This window comes from Paracoccus sp. (in: a-proteobacteria) (genome assembly GCF_047973135.1).
Taxonomy (GTDB): domain Bacteria; phylum Pseudomonadota; class Alphaproteobacteria; order Rhodobacterales; family Rhodobacteraceae; genus Paracoccus.
This window is the reverse complement of the sequence record NZ_JBKEBL010000027.1, coordinates 26,753-44,837: the sequence shown is the minus strand read 5'-3', so window position 1 is coordinate 44,837 and position 18,085 is coordinate 26,753. Positions and strand designations below refer to the sequence as shown.

Below are 18,085 nucleotides of genomic sequence, written 5' to 3'. Positions count from 1 at the left end.
ACTTGCCAAGTTATAAGTTAATAGGTTAACTATTAACACGTTAATTCGTCAAGCGCCTTGATCGGTTGCCGCGAAAAGAACCCAGGCCGTCCGCAAGAGGATCGCATGACCGACAAAAACCAGCCGACAGCGATCCGCGGATTCGAGGCCGCCTTACCCATCGCGCTGCTGCGCGCGCGTTCGGCGACAGCCCACAAGTTCAAGCCACACACGGACGCCGCCGGCCTGACCCAGCCGCAATGGCGGATCATGCGCGCGCTGGCCCCCGGCACGCCGCTGGATTCGCGCACGCTGGCACTGCGTTGCGCGCTGTTGCCGCCCTCTGTGTCGCGGATCGTTCGCGTCCTTCTGGATCGCGGGCTGATCCAGCGGCACGACGCCCCGGATGGCCGAAGCCAGCGCCTGAGCCTGACATCAGAAGGCCGCGCACTGTTCGACAAGGTCGCCCTGCTGTCCGAAGCCGTTTACCGTGACATCGAAAACGCCTTTGGCCGCGAACGCCTGCTGGAACTGCTGAACCATCTGCACGCCCTGACCGAGCTTTGCGAGACCCTGCCCGACCTGCCCTTGCCTGAAACACCGAGTGCCCTGGAGGAGACCCAAGAATGACCCAACCCGATCTGATCCTGACGAATGCCCGCATCCGAACCATGGATCCCGACACACCCTTTGCCGAAGCGATTGCCGTCGCCGGGGGCGTGATCGTGGCGGTTGGCACCGCCGCAGAAGTCGATTCGCTGGCCGGGCCCGACACCCGGACCCACGACCTTGGCGGACGGGCGGTCATTCCCGGCCTGATCGATTCGCATACGCATGGGTTGTGGGGGGCCACGCGGGATCTGGTCGAGGTGTTCACCGGCCTCGCCTCCGGTCACGACGAAATGCTGGCCGCCGTCGCGGCGCGGGTGCCGCAGACCAAGCCAGGACACTGGATCATCGCGGGCCCGTGGAAAACGCATATGCGCCCCGAAATGGGGTCGCGTCCGGCGGATATCATCGACCGGATCGCGCCGGAAACTCCGGTCGCGATCAAGGACATTACCCAGCATTCGCTGTGGCTGAACTCGGCCGCGATGCGCGACGCCGGGATCGACGCCTCGACCGCCGATATTCCGGGGGGCGAGATCGAACGCGACGCGCAAGGCAACCCCACCGGCATCCTGCGTGAAAACGCCATGTCGCTGGTGGCAACGCAGATCCTGCCGCCGCCGTCGGAACGCGCGCGCGCGGTGCAACACATGATCAAGACGTTCAACAGCCACGGCATCACCGCCTTCAAGGAACCGATGGCCTTCGAAGCCGAACTGGAAGGCTATGCCGAGGCCGAGGATGCAGGCACGCTGACCGTCCATGTCGCCGCGCATCTGACCCGGCAATCTCCGGTTGACGCCAGCATGACCCCGATCGAAACCCTGCAAGACTGGCGGAAACGTTATGCAAGGCCGCATATCTCGACGGATTTTGCCAAGCTGTTTCTGGACGGCGTCGCCCCCAGCCGGACGGCGGCATTTGTCGGGGCCTATCTGGGGGCCGATCCCGCCGCGCATGACCCGCAGGCCATGCTGATCCTCAAGCCCGATGTCGTGGCCGCCGAGGTGACGGCACTGGATGCAGCCGGGTTCACGGTCAAGATGCATGCCGTGGGCGACCGCGCCGTGCAGGCCGGACTGGACGGGATCGAGGCGGCGCGCAAGGCCAACGGCCCGTCCGGCCTGCGGCACGAGCTGGCCCATTGCCCCTATATCCGCGATCAGGACATCGCCCGCTTTGCCGAACTGGATGCCGTGGCCGAGGTCTCGCCGAAAATCTGGTTCCCGAACCCCGTGACCGCAGGGCAACAGGCGGCACTGGGTGAGGAACGGGCCGATCTGTGCCACCGGATCGGCGATCTGCTGCGCGCCGGGGCCGAGGTGTCCTATGGCTCGGACTGGCCCGCCGCAGCGCCGGACGCGAACCCCTGGACCGGGCTTGCCGGAATGATCAGCCGCCGCGACCCGACCGGCCGTTTCCCCGGAACGGTCGGCGCGGATCAGGCGATCACGCTGGAACAGGCGCTGACGATCTTTACCGTGAACGGTGCCCGCACGATGAATCTGCAAGACCGCATCGGTCGGCTGAAGCCCGGCTTTTCGGCGGATATGGTCGTGCTGGAGCGCCCGCTTGAGGACATGACACCCGAAGAGATCGGCGCAATCACGCCGGACGCGACCCTGTTCGAGGGCCGCGTGGTCCATGGCGCCCTGTCCTAATCGTCGAACCAGCCATCATCCGGTTCCGGCACGGGAATCGCCGACAGAAGCTGTCTCGTGACCTTGGATTCAGGCCGGTCGAAAACCTGTTCGACCGGCCCCTGATCCACGATCTCGCCATGGTTCAGCACGATCACATGATCGCATAGCAGCCTGATCACCGACAGGTCGTGGCTGATAAAGGCGACGGTCAGCCCCATGTCGCGGGCCAGATCGCGCAGCAGGGCCAGAACCTGCGCCTGACTGGAGACGTCCAGCCCCGACACGATCTCATCCGCCAGGATAAAGCGCGGCTGCAATGCGATGGCCCGCGCGATACCGACGCGCTGACGCTGGCCGCCCGAAAGCTGATGCGGATAGCGATCGGCAAATTCCGGCGGCAGCCCGACCTTGACCAGCATCCCGACCGCCTGTTCACGTGTGCCGCCCCGGCCATAACGTTTCAACGGCGCGGCGATCAGCCGCCAGACCCGGTGGCGCGGGTTCAGCGAGGACATGGGATCCTGAAAGATCATCTGCAAATCACTGCGCAGCGGGCGCAGACTATCCTCGTCCAGATGGGCGATGTCGCGGCCGTCAAGGATCACCTGCCCTGAATCCGGCCGCAGCAGGCGCACCAGCACCCGCCCCGCCGTCGATTTTCCCGAACCGCTTTCGCCCACGACGCCGGTGATCCGGCCTCTGGGGATGTCGAAGGAAATGCCTTTCAGAACCTCGACACGCGGGGCCGCGCCGAACAGCGGCTTATGCGCCATGTCGGGAAAGGAAAGGCGCAGGTCGCGCACGGAAAACAGTGGTTCGGTCATCGGCGCGGCCCTGCGTGGCGGCTGTCCTCTTCGGCGATCTGGCGGTGCAGACCGGCGATCAGCGCGGGCGGGACGGGGGTGAACGGATGGCTTGCATCCGCGTGACTGGGCGTGACGTCGATCAGCGCGCGGGTATAGGGATGGCGGGGATCGGCGAAAATCCGGCTGGTGGGGCTGTCTTCCATCACCTTTCCGGCAAACAGCACCGTGACCTTCTGGCTGATCTTGGCGACAACGCCCATGTCATGCGTCACGAACAGGACCGAGGCCCCGGTATCGCGCTGCAATTCCCGGATCAGCCGCAGGATCTGTTTCTGCACGGTCACATCCAGCGCGGTTGTCGGCTCGTCCGCGACAATCAGCCGGGGCGAGGGCGCGAAGGCCGAGGCGATCAGGATCCGTTGCCGCATACCACCCGACAATTCATGCGGATAGCTGGCAAGAACACGGCGGGGGTCACGGATATGCACCAGTTCCAGCAATTCGTTCGCGCGGGCCCGCGCGCGGTCGCGGCTCCAGCCATGGATGCGGACCAGCGGGTCGGTGATCTGCGGCTGGATGCGGCGCACCGGGTTCAGCGCGGTCAGCGGATCCTGCGGGATCAGCGCTGCCTGCGCGGCAATCGCGGCACGGCGGGCAGCGGGCGTCAGCGCACCAAGGTCGCGGTCCTCAAGCAGGATGCGACCGCCGGTGACGCGCAACGCCGGGGGCAGAATACCCAGCACCGCCTTGCCGATCATCGACTTGCCCGCGCCGCTTTCTCCGACCAGCGCGCGCACCTCGCCCGGCTCAAGCGTCAGCGATACATCGCGCAGCAGCCGCTGGCCGTTGGGCAGCGCGATGCTGAGGCTTTGCACATCAAGCGTCAGGGGCCGGGTCATTGCAGCACCGGATCAAAGCGTTGTTTCAACCCCTCGCCAAGCGTCGAAAAGCTGAGAACGGTCAGGAACAGGGCAATCAGCGGGAACAGCAGCACCCACCAGGCGAAATGGATGGCATTGCGCCCTTCGGCAATCATCGAGCCCCATGTGGGATCGTCGGACGAAATCGACAGGTTCACGAATGACAGGATCGCCTCGACAATGACCGCGATACCCATTTCCAGCATCAGCAGCGCAATGATCGAAGGCAGGACGTTGGGCAGGATTTCCCCGATCAGCGTGCCCGGCCGCCCTGCCCCGCCGATCCGCGCGCTGTCCACATAGTCCATGCGCGCCTGCACCATCGTCTCGGCCCGGATGACGCGGGCAAAGCGGGTCCAGTCGATCAGCGCGATTGCGGCAATCACCGAGGTCAGGCCCGTGCCCATCACGGCGACCAGCAGAACGGCGAACAGCACCGGCGGAAAGGCCATCCAGATGTCGATCAGCCGCGAGATGACACGATCCCACCAACCGCCGAAATAGCCTGCGACCAGCCCAAGCGCCGATCCGACGAGGCAGGTCAGCGTTGCGGCGATCAGGCTGACGAACAGCGCGATGCGCGCACCAAAAATCATCCGCGACAGGACATCGCGCCCCAGACTGTCGGTCCCCAGCCAGAACCCCGGTTCTGTGCCTGCCATGAACAAGGGCGGCAGGCGTTCCAGCATCAGATCCTGCATCAGCGGATCCTGTGGGGCGATATACGGGGCAAGGATCGCGGCCAGCGCAAGGATGGCCAGCCAGATCAGCGGCAACCACAGCCTCAGGTTCGGGCCGCCCGTGCGGCGGGACCTTGCGGCGGAAAGATCAGCCATGGCGCAGCCTCGGGTTCAGCAGGGTATAGGACAGATCGACCATCAGGTTGATGGCGATGAACAGCGCCGCGAACAGCAGAACGATGCCCTGAATCAGTGGCAGGTCGCGGTTGATCACCGCGTCGATGGCCATGTTCCCCAGCCCCTCATAGGCGAACAGCCTTTCCACGATCACCGTGCCGCCAATCAGGAATGTGAACTGTACCCCGATCAGGGTCAGCGTCGGCAGGGCGGCGTTGCGCAACGCCTCGCGCAGGATCACGGCGGTTTCCGAAAAGCCGCGCACCCGCGCCAGCGTCGTATAATCCTGCAACAGCGCCTCTTTCAGGTTCTGTTTCAGCATCTGCGCGATCATCGCCGCCAGAGGCAGGGCCAGCGCCATCGCCGGCATCAGCATATGCGCCAACGTCGATCCGACCACATCCCATCGACCGCGCAGCACCCCTTCGGCCACATAGAAATTCGTCGTGAAATCGAAACTCAGCCTCGGGTCGATCCGCCCCGAGATGGACAAGACCGGCCACAGCACGCCGAACAGCAGCACAAAGATCAGACCCCACAGGAAATCGGGGATGGACAGCACCGCGCCCGAGGTCAGATCCAGCCCCAGTTCCGTCACGGTGCCGCGCCTGCGCGCGCCAAGGATGGCGGTGCAGCCCCCCAGCAGAACCGCGATGACCAGCGCCATCAGCGACAGTTCAAGCGTTGCGGGAAGGCGACTGAACACCAGTCCGACGACGGGCTGGCGCAGCGTGATCGAGGTGCCGAAATCCCCCTGCATCACATCGCCCAGCCAGATCGCGAACTGCTGCGGCAGGCTTTTGTCCAGCCCGTACAGGGCGGTCAGGCGGGCGATGTCGGCCTCGGTCGCGCCGGGGGGCAGCATCATCGCGATCGGGTTGCCGGGCGCGACGCGCACCAGCGTGAAAACCACGACGGCAACACCAAACAGCGTCACCACCGTTGTCAGAAGCCGGATCAGAACGGTCTGAAACAGCACCCGATCAGGCCCTGCCTATGGCCTGCGGCAGAAGGTCGCCCGAGGTGTAAGGCGTCACCGTCAGATCCGAACGGAACACCACAGGCATCACATATTGCAGGATCGGGATGACATAGCCCTGTTCGGCGATATAGCCCGACACGGCCTTGTACCCCGCGATCCGCTTTTCCTCGTCGGGTTCGGTGAACAGCGGGGCGATCATGTCGGCCAGATCGGACGAATCCCAGACCGAATGCGGCGAGGGGCCGAACATCGCGAACCCGGTCGAGGTAGACGGGTCGCCGATGGAATTTCCCCAATTGTAGAAGGCCGCCGGGGCCAGCGTGTCGGCGGCGCGCAATTCGTAATGCTTGGCAATCTCATAGACCTCGATTTCGGCCTCGATCCCGACCTTGCGCCACATGCCGACAATGGCCTGGATCATCTCGTAATCCTTGGGCTTGAAGCCGCGCGTGGTCTGGATGGTGAATTTCACCGGGTTGTCGGTCGAAAAGCCCGAGGCAGCCAGCAGCTCTTTCGATTTTTCCGGGTCATATCCGATGACGATACCGGGGTCATAGGCGGCGTATCCGGGGGCCTCAAGCGTGGACAGCGGCACGCCATAGCCGCGCAGCAGACGGTCGATGATCAGTTGCTTGTCGATGGCGTGATGGGCGGCGAGGCGGACATTTTTGTCCAGCATGACGCCGATATCGTTCAAAAAGATCATGCCGATATCGGTGACGGGCACGGCTTCGCCCGACAGCCCGTCCCTTGCGGTCAGGCGGTCATATTCCTCGTACGGGATATTGGCGGTCACATCGGAATTGCCCGATTCCACCTCGGCCACGCGCGAGGCGGCATCGGTCACGAACTTGATCGTCACCGTATCGAATGCGGGCTTGTCGCCCCAGTAATCCGGGAACGCCTTCAACCGCAGATAGGCCCCCTGTTCGAAGGCATCGACCACATAGGGGCCGGTGCCGACCGGGGCCTTTTCAAAGCCCGCCGCACCCGCCTGTTCGTAATAGGTCTTGGGCAGGACGAAACCCGTCAGAAAGGCCATCCACTTGAACAGCGCGGGTTCGAAATCCAGTACGTCGGCGGTGATCACATTCCCCTCGACGCTGAAATTGCCGATCTTGCCCCAGACGAACTGCATCGGATTGCCCGTTGCCGGATCGCCCGCGCGGGTCAGCGACCAGACGATGTCCTCGGGCGTGAAATCGTCGCCATTATGCCATTTGACCCCCTCGCGGACGGTCATGGTGATCTTTGTCCTGTCCTCGCTGAAGCCCCATTCGGTCAGCAGGCCGGGGCCAAAGGACAGATCCGGGTTCTGGCCGATATAACGGTCGAACACCGCCAGATAGACCGCCTGCAACGCCGGATTCACCGCCGAGGGGCCGGTGGTCGGATCCCAACTTTGAACGGGCAGATTATAGGCGATGGTCAGATCCCCGCCCTCTTGCGCCAGCCCCGGCAGCCCCGAGGCCAGCAGCGCGGTCAGCGTGGCCGAACTGCCAAGAAAGCCCCGCCTGGTCAGATTTGTCCCTTGGGTCATCGTTACACTCTCCTGTTGGTCGTTAACCCCGATTGGCCGGGTGTGTTATGAATGCGTGGCCGTCACCGGATTGAACGGGCGGTCAGAAAGCCCGATCCTGCGCCGGTTCCCGCCCCCGGCCAGCAGGCCGCACCGATCATGTGCAATCCCGCCAGTGGCGTGCGCCCGTCGGCAAAACCGCTGACGGGCCGGAACAGGAAATTCTGGTTCAGGTGATGCGAGCCGCAGATCTGGTCCCCGCCGACCAGATTGGGATTGTCGGCCTCCAGTTCCGGCGGCGAGTGGATGGCAAGGCCAAGGATCGTCTGGCGAAAGCCGGGGGCCTGTTCCTCGATCAGGTCCAGCACGCGATCGGCCATCGGCTGCTTTGCCGCATCCCAGTCGCGCGCGTCGATCCGGCCCGCGGCGTCGCCGCTGATATCAGCGGGAACGACGCGCGCCTGCACCCAAAGCACATGCCTGCCCTCGGGCGCGCGGGCCGGGTCGAACAGCGAGGGCTGGCCCACGACCAGCAGCGGCGCCGCAGGCAGCAACCCAGCCATGGCCTGCGCATAGGTCGCCGCCGCCGTGTCGATGGAACGACCGATATGGACATAGGCGAAATCCCTCAGGTCCGGGGCAAGCCAGGGCACCGGCTGGTCCAGCGCAAGATGCAGCATCATCGTGCCCGGCGCATGGCGGAACTGCGCAAGGCCCCGGTCGAAACGCTGGTCTCCGGAGGAACCGATGAGGCGCAGCAGATGTTTCGGCGCAAGCCCTGCCAGAACCCTGTCGGCCGCGATGGTCTGGCCACCCGCGTCAACCCCCGCCACACGGCCATCACGGTGCCGGATCGCGGTGACTTCAGAGCCACATTCCACCGTGCCGCCATGCGCCCCGATCATGGCAACCAGCGCGCGCGTCACCGTATCGGCCCCGCCCTTGCCAATGACCATGCCCATGGCCTGCCCGCCCATCGCCTCAAGATACGGAAAAATCGCGCCGCCCGCGATGTCGGGGGCGAAATCCAGATGCATGCCCCAGGTGGACAGGGCGGTGATCAGGCGCGGATCCTCGAAGGTCTGTTCCAGCCAGCTTCGGGGCGAGGTGACAAGAAACCGCGCGATCTGCATCGTTTCGGCGAATCCACACGACCAGAGCGTCCTGCCCAGAAGGCGCGCAAGGGAACCGCGTGTCATTGGCGTACCCAGCAGGGCACCGATCACGGCCACACGCCGGGGAAAATCATCCATCAGCTTGCGCCAGGTGTCCTTGTCGGCCTCTGAGGCAAAGCTGGCCAGCGTCCGGTTCATATCGGTCGAGACGCCGACGAAATCGCCCGGCTCAAGCGCCTGCGCGAAGGGGTTGGAGATGGGCACCAATTCCAGCCCGTGCCGCGCCATTTCCGGCCCATGCGCCGCCATGAAGGCGGAACCGGCGAACATCGACAGGTTCATCGCCGCAACATCGTGGCGAAAGCCGGGCAAGGTCAGCTCCTCGGTTCTGACCGCACCACCGGGCGCGGGCCCGCGTTCCAGCACCCGCACAGGCTTGCCCCGCGCCGCCAGATCGGCAGCCGCGACAAGACCGTTGATCCCGGAACCGATGATCAGGACCGGCTTGTCCATCTCAGCCCGCCGCAAAAGACTTGACGGTGGCGATGGCTCCGTCCAGTTTCTCGCCCTGCTCATCCTCCAGCGCGGCGACGCGCAGGCGACGCATCCAGTCGGCGGCGTCGGGCCGCCCCTCAAGCAGGGGCAAAGCGCCCATGACGCGGGAAAACTTCGACAGGCTGCGGCTGTGAGTGTCGGAATAGCCCTTGATCAGCCGGTAATTGGCCAGCAGCTCGGCGGCCAGCGCCCGGTCCGTCGCGGCCAGCCGCAGGACGGTGACGAACCATTCGCCGACGAAACTCATCTCGCCCTTGTGGCGCAGCAGCCACCGCCGTCGGGGCCGCAGCGCCGACACGATCCACAGCGACAGGAACCCGCCGATGCGGTCGGTGCGGATGCGGCGGCCCTTGTCGAACCAGCGCGCATACAGCGACTGAACCCCCTTGCTGCGGCGCAACAGGCGGCCAAGCGGGGTCGGCAGGGTCGTCACGAATTCCTCGAACCGGGGATGAAAATATTCGGTCAGCATCAGAACCTGATCATCCGCCACCGAAACCTCGGCCCGGACGCGATCCATCCGCGCGGCGCGGGTTTTCAGATCGGCCACGCGCAGGATGTCGTCATAGCACAACGCGCGGGCGCAGTATTTCGCGGCATTCACCGTCAGATCGAAAGGTGCCGCATCCAGAGCGGCAAGTTTTTCGACCATGTCCAGATATTGCGCGCCATAGGCCACATCCTGATAATCGACGACCTTGCCCAAGCCCGCATGCGCCATGTCGCGCGCGGGTTCCGGCAGGGCGGCAACCCGTGCCTCAAGCGCCTGCCATCTGGCCTTGAGCCGGTCCGGAACCTTCAGCGCCGGGGCAGGCCGTGGCGGGGTTTCCTCAAGCACCGGGGCCGATTTATTACCCTGCGCGACCTCGTAAGCCTCGGCGAAGGCGGCCAGCGAGGCATCGACCCCGCGCCCGGAACTGCGGATCACCTGTTCATAGGCGTCGCGCGAAAAGGGCAGCGCGCCCGACCCGGCGAGCGCACCCAGAAGCGACGAGGAAATCACCGAACCGGCCTGCCTGGCGATGTTTTCCATATCGAAAGCCACGATCTGATCGGCGGCGATACCCATCGCCTCCAGCACCTGCGGGCCATCGGCACGGCCATCGCCGGGAACGATCTTTTCCGCGACCGAGGGAATGCGGTGGGTCGAAGCGATCAGCGTGGTGCGGCCCGGCGTCACGAAACCGCGCATGACGGCGCGCCCGCCCTCCATCAGCTCGGCAGCGATCAGGATATCGACATCGCCCACGGCAGGCGACAGCGCAAAGACCGGCGCCCGCCCGGTATCGCGGCACATCTCGATATAATAGATGGTCGCGCCGGTCCGCTGCGCCACGCCCGCAACCGAGGTGGATTGCGCGCGATAGCCGCTGGCCTCGGCCACGCCGACGATCCAGTCGGTCAGAACGCCTCCGCCCTGCCCGCCCACGGCCAGCGCGGCGAGGGTAATAATGGTTTCGCCATCAGGACCGGGAGAGCGGCGGGCGACGATGGGTTTGGTTTGCGCATTCATCGGAACGATCCTCAGGCAATCAAGATGCGGCGGGCGTCGCGGCGGGCTTGTAGCCACGACATCAGCCTTTGCGCCCGGCCCGCGCGGCGCTTTTCACGCTCATTCGGGTTCGAGACCACTTCGGCCTGATAGAAACTGGGGCACAGCACGGCGGCATCCGCGACCTCGCCGCAATTGCCGCAGCCGACGCAAGTCTGATCGATCGAGGCGACCGGATCATCGCGCAGCGGATCGCCGGTGTCGCGGATCGACAGCGACGGACAGCCCGACAGCCGCAGACAGGCGTGATCGCCGGTGCAGACATCCTCGTCCACGCCGAACCGGGGCCGCACGACGCGCTGGCCATCGGCGGCGGCCTTTGCCATTTCGGGTTTGACGCGGCGCTGCTTGTTCAGCATGCATTCGGACGAGGCGACGATGACCTTGGGGCCGGTTTCTTCGGTGGTCAGCGCCTCTTTCAGGGTGTCGCGCATCTTTGTGACGTCATAGGTGCGGTCGATCTGGCGCACCCATTTGACGCCCATGCCCTTCACTGCGTCGGTGATGGAATTTTGCGTCTGCCTGGTCGCGTTATCTGCGCGCGAGGACAGGATGTCCTGCCCGCCCGTGGCCGAGGAATAATAGTTATCCACAATGATGATCACATTGTCGGATTTGTTGAACACCGCATTCCCGATGGAACTGGTCAGCCCGTTATGCCAGAACCCGCCATCACCCACGAAGGAAATCGCGCGCCGTCCACCCTTGTTCTTGTTGTGAAACGCCGCCGCCGAGGCCGGACCAAGGCCATAGCCCATCGTCGTCGCGCCCAGATCGAAGGGCGGCATGATCGAGAACAGATGGCAACCTATATCCGATGAAATGTGATGCTTGCCCAGTTCCTGTTCGACCAGCTTGGTCGCGGCAAAGATCGGGCGTTCCGGGCAGCCGGTGCAGAACCCCGGCGGACGCGCGGGCAGCACCTGCGACAGGTCGGGGATGGCGACGGGTTCCTCGTTCGTGGCCAGCTTGGCGATCGGCATCCGGTCGGGGGCATGGGCGGTCAGAAACTTGCCGATGCCCTCGACCATGACCTGCCCGGTCAGCTCTCCGCCCATCGGCAGCATGCCCTTGCCCTCAAGCGCGACGGTGCGGCCGGATTTGTACAGCATATGGGCAATCTGCTGTTCGATGTAATTGGGATGCCCCTCTTCGATCACCAGAACGGCATCCTTGCCGTCGCAGAAATCGAGGATCTGGCTGTCCACCAGCGGATAGACGCAATTCAGGACCAGCATGTCCAGATCGGTGTCGCCATAGATATTGGCCAGATCCAGCCGGTTCAGTGCGCGGATGACGGTGTTATAGGCTCCGCCAGGCAGGATCAGCCCGATTTTGGCATCCGGCTTGCCGAAACGTTCGTTGATGCCCTGTGTCTGGATAAAATCCTGCGCGGCGGGCAGACGTTTCGTCAGCTTTTCCGCCTCGTGCAGATAGGTCGCGGGCGGCAGGACGATGCGGTTCAGGTCGCGTTTCGGGTTTTCCAGCGCATCCGACACCGTGAGCGGCGGGCGCCGGTTGTCAGATGCGGTAAACTGGCCGTGGACATGGCAGGACCGGATGCCCACCTGCAACATCACCGGGCTATTCGAGATCTCGGACAGCGCGAAACCGTCGCCCACCGCCTTGACGATCGAAGGCAGGTTGGGGCGCGGATCCAGCATCCAGACCTGCGATTTCATCGCAAACGCATAGCTGCGTTCCTGCATGATGGACGAGCCTTCGCCATAATCCTCGCCCACGATGATCAGCGCGCCGCCCGTCACTCCGCCGGATGCCAGATTGGACAGCGCGTCAGAGGCGACATTCGTGCCCACCACCGATTTGTAGGTGACGGCCCCGCGGATCGGATAATGCACCGACGCGGCCAGCATCGCGGTTGCCGTCGCCTCGGATGCCGAAGCCTCGAAATGCACGCCCAACTCGCCCAGAATATCCTGCGCATCGGCCAGCACATCCATCAGGTGCGATATGGGCGAGCCCTGATAACCGCCGACATAGCCGACACCGCTTTCCAGCAGCGCCTTGGTGATCGCAAGAATCCCCTCGCCGGTGAAGGTCTCGCCCGCACCCATCTTCAACTTTTTGACTTCCTTGGCGAATGAGCGTTCGGCCATGGGTGGTTCCCTTCAGGTTACATCTGGCCCGCACGGCGCGGGCGACGATCAGAAATCATGGTGGCGGATGTCATGCAGGATCCGCGTCAGCAGCGCGTTGAAAATCGCGCGTTCGGTTTCGCTCAGCGCGGCCAGCATCGTGTCGCGCATGCCCGACATCGCGGGCCAGGCGGCGCGATAGGCCGCACGGCCCGCATCGGTCAGAACGATCAGACGGACGCGACCGTCATCGTCCTGCGCCTCGCGCCGGATCAGCCCCGCCTGCTCCATCGAATCCAGCGTGCGCGAAAAGGTCGATTGCTTGATCACCGTCATCACCGACAGCTCGTTGACCGTGCGTGGCCCGCTTTCGGCCAGAACGGAAAGCGCGCGCATCTGCGGCACGGAAATTCCAACCTCTTTCAGCGCGGTCTCGACCGCCCTGTTGTAGCGCGCGATGATGCGATTCATCAGATAGGGGGTGAACTGTTCCAGATCGCCGGGCAGGCTGGTCATGCGCCCAACTCCTTGGCGACCAGAAAGCCCGATCCGCCTGACAGCCCCGGCCCCGGATGTGTCGAGGCCCCGATGTGATACAGCCCCCCGACGCCCGTGTCGTGGCGGCGGCTGTCCGTAAAGGGGCGGAACAGGAAGAACTGGTCCAGCGTGCAGGCCCCGCCATAGGGATCGCCGCCGACAAGGTTCATGTTATAGCCCTGAAGATCAGCGGGCGAGATCGCGCGGCGTTTCACCACCCCGTCGCGGAACCCTTCGATGTGTTCGTCAAGGATCGCTTCGATCCGGTCGGCAAAGGCCTCGCGCAGCGCCTCGTTCCATTGCCCGTCAGCCGACACGGGAATTTCCCCCCGCGCATCGCCTTTGACCACGCGCGGAGCCTCGGGCATTTGCAGCCACAGGACGGTCTGACCCGCAGGCGCGCGGGTCGGATCGGCGGCGCAGGGCTGGCCCACGCAGATCGTCGGGGTTTCGGGCAGCATACCGCGTTCCGCCTCGTTTCCAGCCTTTGACACCCCGTCCAGCCCCGGCGTCAGATGCAGCAATTGCACCCTCTCCAACCCCGGCGTTTTCCACCGCACATCCCCGTCAATCAGATAGTGAATCTGAAAATTTGCCTTTCCATATCGATACTTGCGCAGATCGTCCTGCCGCGCGGGCTGTGGCGCAAGCCGCCCGTAAAGCTGGTTTGGCGTGACCGATGCCAGCACCGTCGCCGCCGCGACTTGTTCGCCGCTTGTCAGTCGCACGCCCGTCGCCGTCCCGCCCGCGACGGTGATTTCCGCCACCTCGGCATTGGTGCGCAGCGTGCCGCCATGTTCCTCGATGATCGCGACCAGCGCGCGGACGATATTCGCCGCCCCGCCCTTGACCACGGGCGCGGATGCCGCCTCAAGCGCAAAGCCGATCACCTGCCCCATCTGCCCCGAAAACGCCGCCTCGGGGCCAAGCCCCGCATGCAGGCACCACGGTGCCCACAGAGCGCGTGTCAGATCGGACCCGAACGAGGTCTCAAGCCAGCCCCGCATCGAGGTCAGCGCCCCGCCAAGCGTGCTGGCAAGCCCGCGCGGCTTGCGCCGCCAGCCCTCTTTCGCCAGCAGCTTTGCCGTGGACCGCGACCACGGGTCGCCCCCCATCAGTCCGAACAGCAGGTTCGCATTGCCCGCGAAAGCGTCCAGATCCGCCGCAAGCTGCGCCCCGTCGCCCGGATGCGCCGCATCGAAGGCCGCCACATTCGCCGCGCGGTCGGTTTTGTAAACCAGCGCCCGCCCGTCAGGCAGCAGCACCCCGGTCGGGGTATCGGTTGCACAAAATTCGACCCCGTGCCGGGCCAGATCGGCGGCAAGCGCGCCATGCGCGGCCCCCGTGACCCACAGCACAAAGGTCGTGGCAAGGGGATCATGCACCACCCCCTCGACCAGCGTTTCCGAGCGGATGCAGCCGCCTGCCACCGCCTCGCGTTCGAACAGCGTCACCCGCCTGCCCGCCTTGGCCAGCATGGCCCCGGCGGTCAGCGCGTTGATGCCCGATCCGATGATGACAACCTCGCCAGCCGCGGCCATGATCCCCGCGCCCTGACGATCAGCCCGCCACCAGCGCCAGCGCGCGGACGGGCGAGCCGGTACCGTTGACAATCTTCAGCGGCGCGGTGATCAGCACTGCCCCTTTGGGCGGCAGCTTGTCCAGATTGGTCAGCGAGGCCAGCCCATAGCGGTTGTTCTTGTGCAGCAGGTTATGCGCGGGAAATGGAATTTCGAACCCGCCAGCCGCACCTGCATCGGTGCCCACGCATTGCGTTCCCCATCCAAGCGCCTTCTTGTCCATCAGATACTGGATCACTTCGGCGGTCGGCCCCGGCGTATGCGGGCCGTTTTCGTCGGCGTTCAGATAACGGTCCTCATCGGTGTTGTACTGATCCCAGTCGGTTCGCATCAGCACCCATTCACCTTCGTTGATGGTGCCATGCGCGGCCTCCCATGCCTTCAGATGGTCCAGAGTCAGCAGGAAATCGGCATCCGCCGCCGCCTCGGCCGAGCAGTCGATGACATTCGCGGGGGCGACGAAATTCTGTGGGTTGATCGTATCGACCGCGCCATCCGGAAAATCCTTGCCGGTGATCCAGTGATGCGGCGCGTCATAATGCGTGCCCGAATGTTCGCCCAGTTTCAGCCAGTTCCACGCCCAGAACGGCCCGCGATCACCGTATTCCGAGATTTTGTGAATCTCGACCTTGGGGGTGTCGTCGGCCAGTTCGGGCGGCAGCTTCAGGATCGGCGTCTCGGGTCCAAGCGGCGCCGAACAGTCCACCACCCGGATCGACCCATCCAGCAACCCGGTCGCAAATTTTCCAAGAACATCCGTTGTATTCATCACTCACTCCCTGTCAGTGCCTTGAGGCATGCCTTTTATCTGGATATATGCAAACACATGTACCTGAATATTTCAAGTACAAAATTTCAGGCCCGAGTTGCTGGCGACCCCGAGGCAGGAACATTTTTTGCCCAAGCGCTACGCGAATGAGGATTGAAAGGGTAAATTCATGCAATATAATGGCCGATAAAAGCAGAAGAATAAAGGTAAGAATACCTTACGCAAGCTCGCTGTTTTAGCGTCCATATTGCTTGTTTGATTTTTATATTAAATATTAATTTTTCCAAATAGTCAAGAAAAAGAAGATCAGAGAAAAATCGTAGAAAATGGCCGAGCCTGCCTTTGCCCCAAACGACGGGGCTGACCACGCCTCACGCTCTGAAGCATCCTTTGAAACCGACATCAAGGCGCTGTATAGTGCGTTGACAAAGTTCACATTGCTATTCTTCATCGGTTTTTTCTGTTACTATCTGTTCATCTCGCTAAGGGAAATTCGTGACGAAGAACGTGCGGCCAAGGAACATATTGCTCAATATATAAATTTCTTCCTGCCGTCGTTGCAAAATTATGATTTCGACACGGTCAAGAAAAACGCGACCGAGCTACAGGCCATCGCAGATCTGAAAGGTGTCAAGGTTTCCGAAAGATTCGGCTATGCCATTTTTGACACATTGGAAGACGACAAAATATTCACCGACAACCATGACATCAAAGATGCCAAAGGCGTTATTGTCGGATCGATAACTGTTGAGCGAAATCAGCGCAACATTCTGTACGAACTTCCCGGACTTATGCTTTGGGCATCGTTACTGACGTTTCTGATTATTATTCCCTGCGGCCTGACATTATATTATGTCTTGAACGGATATGTAAGAAAACCTTTGGCTGCGTTGACCCGCGCCGTCGATTCCACCCTGAAAACTGGCGATCTGACACAGATGAACTATGAGGGTTCCAACGCTTTCGGTTCACTGGCAACAAAATTTAACCACATGCAGGAGAAAATTCGCACTGAAAAAGAGCTTCGCACCCTTGAAAGCGAAATTCTTCAGGATGTCATGTACGCTCAGAATACTGTTATCGTGGTCGAGGCGAAAGACGGTCGAACGCGGACGAACTTCAACAGATTCTCAAATATTAAAAATCCGGTCATTCAGGAATTGACCGAAAAGCCGATCTATTCCATTTCGGATTTTGAACACTGGATCGGCGACCAGTCGTCAAGCTGTGCCGGGCACCGCCTGTTGATTGCCGACGGGACCGATGATCGTGACTCAAAAAGCCAGATTCTCATGGAGATGAACGACGGAAAATTCTGGGTCGCCGATATCGTCTGTTATCCCGACAAATTTGACGCCATGATTTTTTCCGACCAAACCGCTGTTTACATGGCAGAAAAACTGCGGGCACAAACGCAGAAGCTTGAGGCCCTTGGCTCGCTTGCCTCTGGTGTCGCCCATGATTTCAACAACGTTCTTGCGATTATCCTTGGCGCGGCAGAGCTTGAGGGATCGAAAGCCGAGAATGCGTCAAGCCGGAATATCTCGCTGATCCAGAATGCCGCAGAGCGGGGCCGGGCAATCATCAATCAGCTTTTGCTGTTTTCCCGCACCAAACCGCTTGAGCAGGAAAAAATAGATCTTTCGGCCTTTCTTGACGAGGCAAGCACATTGTTGCAACCGCTGCTGATGGCTGACATCAAGCTTGCCGTTTCTTACGAACAGGGTCTTGGTATATATGTCAACAAGGATCAGCTTCACGTCGTCCTGATGAATTTTTCGGTCAATTCCAGACATGCCATGCCCGATGGTGGAAAGGTCCGGATCGAGGCCCGGCGCATTCTGGAGAATGAGAAAAAGCATTATGATCTTGCTGCCGGAGATTTCATTTCCCTTGCCTTCACTGACAGTGGACAAGGCATGCCGCCAGAGGTGATCGAGCGGATTTTTGAACCGTTTTTCACCACCAAGGCCGCAGGCAAGGGAACCGGGCTTGGGCTTGCGATGGCTTATGGCTTTGCGCAGCAATATGGCGGCAAGCTGGTTTGCGAAAGTCAGGTCGGCAAGGGCACGACGATGCGGATGATCCTGCCGGCGGTGACAATCGAAAGAAAAGCCGCGCAGAAGGCTGTCGTCAAAAGCCGTGGCCTTGGCGGCATTTCAATTCTTCTTTTCGACGATGACGAGGCGTTGCTGGAAATCACCCGGATTTCACTTGAGGCGCGCGGCGCCACCGTTCACGCCTTTGACGGAATGGCAAGTTTCGTGAAGGCGATCAACGCCTCGGATATTCCCTGCGATATTGTTATCAGCGACAATATTCTGGTTGATTCCAGATCAGCGGATATTGTCAGCGTCGTCCGGCAGAAAATTGGTCCCGTCCCCGTTCTGGTCGCCAGCGGGATGGAGGACGATTCGATCACTGCGATGCTGGACGCAGGCACGATCAGCGGCTTTCTCAAGAAACCCTATGTCCGCGCCGAATTGCTGGCAGCGGTGGAAAACGCCCTTCCACCCGCCGGGACAGCAGCCGCAGAGGCCCGGCTATCCCACGTCACCGCATGAGA

The 18,085-nt window shown here is 62.4% G+C and carries 14 protein-coding genes; 3 read left to right on the top strand and 11 right to left on the bottom strand.

The features are described from left to right. Nucleotides 1-105 precede the first annotated feature (105 nt). Nucleotides 106-609 (top strand): MarR family transcriptional regulator, encoded by a 504-nt coding sequence (locus ACK5L9_RS01970; RefSeq protein ID WP_416909769.1) that lies wholly within the window; start codon nucleotides 106-108, stop codon nucleotides 607-609. Further along, nucleotides 606-2,249: an amidohydrolase gene (locus ACK5L9_RS01965; RefSeq protein ID WP_416909768.1), complete on the top strand. Its 1,644-nt coding sequence runs from the start codon at nucleotides 606-608 to the stop codon at nucleotides 2,247-2,249. The genes ACK5L9_RS01970 and ACK5L9_RS01965 overlap by 4 nt, the downstream gene beginning before the upstream one ends. Here the strand turns inward: ACK5L9_RS01965 and ACK5L9_RS01960 are convergent. The 11 genes from ACK5L9_RS01960 to ACK5L9_RS01910 form a co-directional block, all read right to left on the bottom strand. Next, nucleotides 2,246-3,055, bottom strand: coding sequence for an ABC transporter ATP-binding protein (locus ACK5L9_RS01960; protein ID WP_416909767.1), 810 nt, complete (start codon nucleotides 3,053-3,055; stop codon nucleotides 2,246-2,248). The genes ACK5L9_RS01965 and ACK5L9_RS01960 overlap by 4 nt on opposite strands. Continuing rightward, on the bottom strand, nucleotides 3,052-3,936 hold the full coding sequence (locus ACK5L9_RS01955) for an ABC transporter ATP-binding protein (protein WP_416909766.1): 885 nt from the start codon (nucleotides 3,934-3,936) through the stop codon (nucleotides 3,052-3,054). Before ACK5L9_RS01955 ends, ACK5L9_RS01960 begins: the two co-directional genes overlap by 4 nt. Next, nucleotides 3,933-4,793 (bottom strand): ABC transporter permease, encoded by an 861-nt coding sequence (locus ACK5L9_RS01950; protein ID WP_416909765.1) that lies wholly within the window; start codon nucleotides 4,791-4,793, stop codon nucleotides 3,933-3,935. Before ACK5L9_RS01950 ends, ACK5L9_RS01955 begins: the two co-directional genes overlap by 4 nt. Continuing rightward, a complete protein-coding gene (locus tag ACK5L9_RS01945; RefSeq protein ID WP_416909764.1) occupies nucleotides 4,786-5,793 on the bottom strand; it encodes an ABC transporter permease in 1,008 nt (335 codons plus the stop codon). Before ACK5L9_RS01945 ends, ACK5L9_RS01950 begins: the two co-directional genes overlap by 8 nt. A 4-nt stretch (nucleotides 5,794-5,797) precedes the next feature. After that, entirely contained in the window at nucleotides 5,798-7,336 is a 1,539-nt protein-coding gene (locus tag ACK5L9_RS01940) for an ABC transporter substrate-binding protein (protein ID WP_416909763.1), read from the bottom strand. A gap of 62 nt (nucleotides 7,337-7,398) precedes the next feature. Beyond that, entirely contained in the window at nucleotides 7,399-8,943 is a 1,545-nt protein-coding gene (locus ACK5L9_RS01935) for a phytoene desaturase family protein (protein WP_416909762.1), read from the bottom strand. A gap of 1 nt (nucleotide 8,944) precedes the next feature. Then, entirely contained in the window at nucleotides 8,945-10,498 is a 1,554-nt protein-coding gene (locus ACK5L9_RS01930; RefSeq protein WP_416909761.1) for an indolepyruvate oxidoreductase subunit beta family protein, read from the bottom strand. 11 nt (nucleotides 10,499-10,509) lie between these two features. Further along, nucleotides 10,510-12,654 (bottom strand): thiamine pyrophosphate-dependent enzyme, encoded by a 2,145-nt coding sequence (locus ACK5L9_RS01925; RefSeq protein ID WP_416909760.1) that lies wholly within the window; start codon nucleotides 12,652-12,654, stop codon nucleotides 10,510-10,512. 48 nt (nucleotides 12,655-12,702) lie between these two features. Continuing rightward, on the bottom strand, nucleotides 12,703-13,149 hold the full coding sequence (locus ACK5L9_RS01920; protein WP_416909759.1) for a MarR family winged helix-turn-helix transcriptional regulator: 447 nt from the start codon (nucleotides 13,147-13,149) through the stop codon (nucleotides 12,703-12,705). After that, nucleotides 13,146-14,711 (bottom strand): phytoene desaturase family protein, encoded by a 1,566-nt coding sequence (locus ACK5L9_RS01915; protein WP_416909758.1) that lies wholly within the window; start codon nucleotides 14,709-14,711, stop codon nucleotides 13,146-13,148. Before ACK5L9_RS01915 ends, ACK5L9_RS01920 begins: the two co-directional genes overlap by 4 nt. 19 nt (nucleotides 14,712-14,730) lie before the next feature. Then, a complete protein-coding gene (locus ACK5L9_RS01910; RefSeq protein ID WP_416909757.1) occupies nucleotides 14,731-15,519 on the bottom strand; it encodes a cyclase family protein in 789 nt (262 codons plus the stop codon). Nucleotides 15,520-15,845: 326 nt separating this feature from the next. Here ACK5L9_RS01910 and ACK5L9_RS01905 point away from each other — a divergent pair, with 326 nt between their 5' ends. Further along, complete coding sequence (locus tag ACK5L9_RS01905) at nucleotides 15,846-18,083, top strand: ATP-binding protein (RefSeq protein ID WP_416909756.1); 2,238 nt, start codon at nucleotides 15,846-15,848, stop codon at nucleotides 18,081-18,083. Nucleotides 18,084-18,085: the final 2 nt, after the last annotated feature.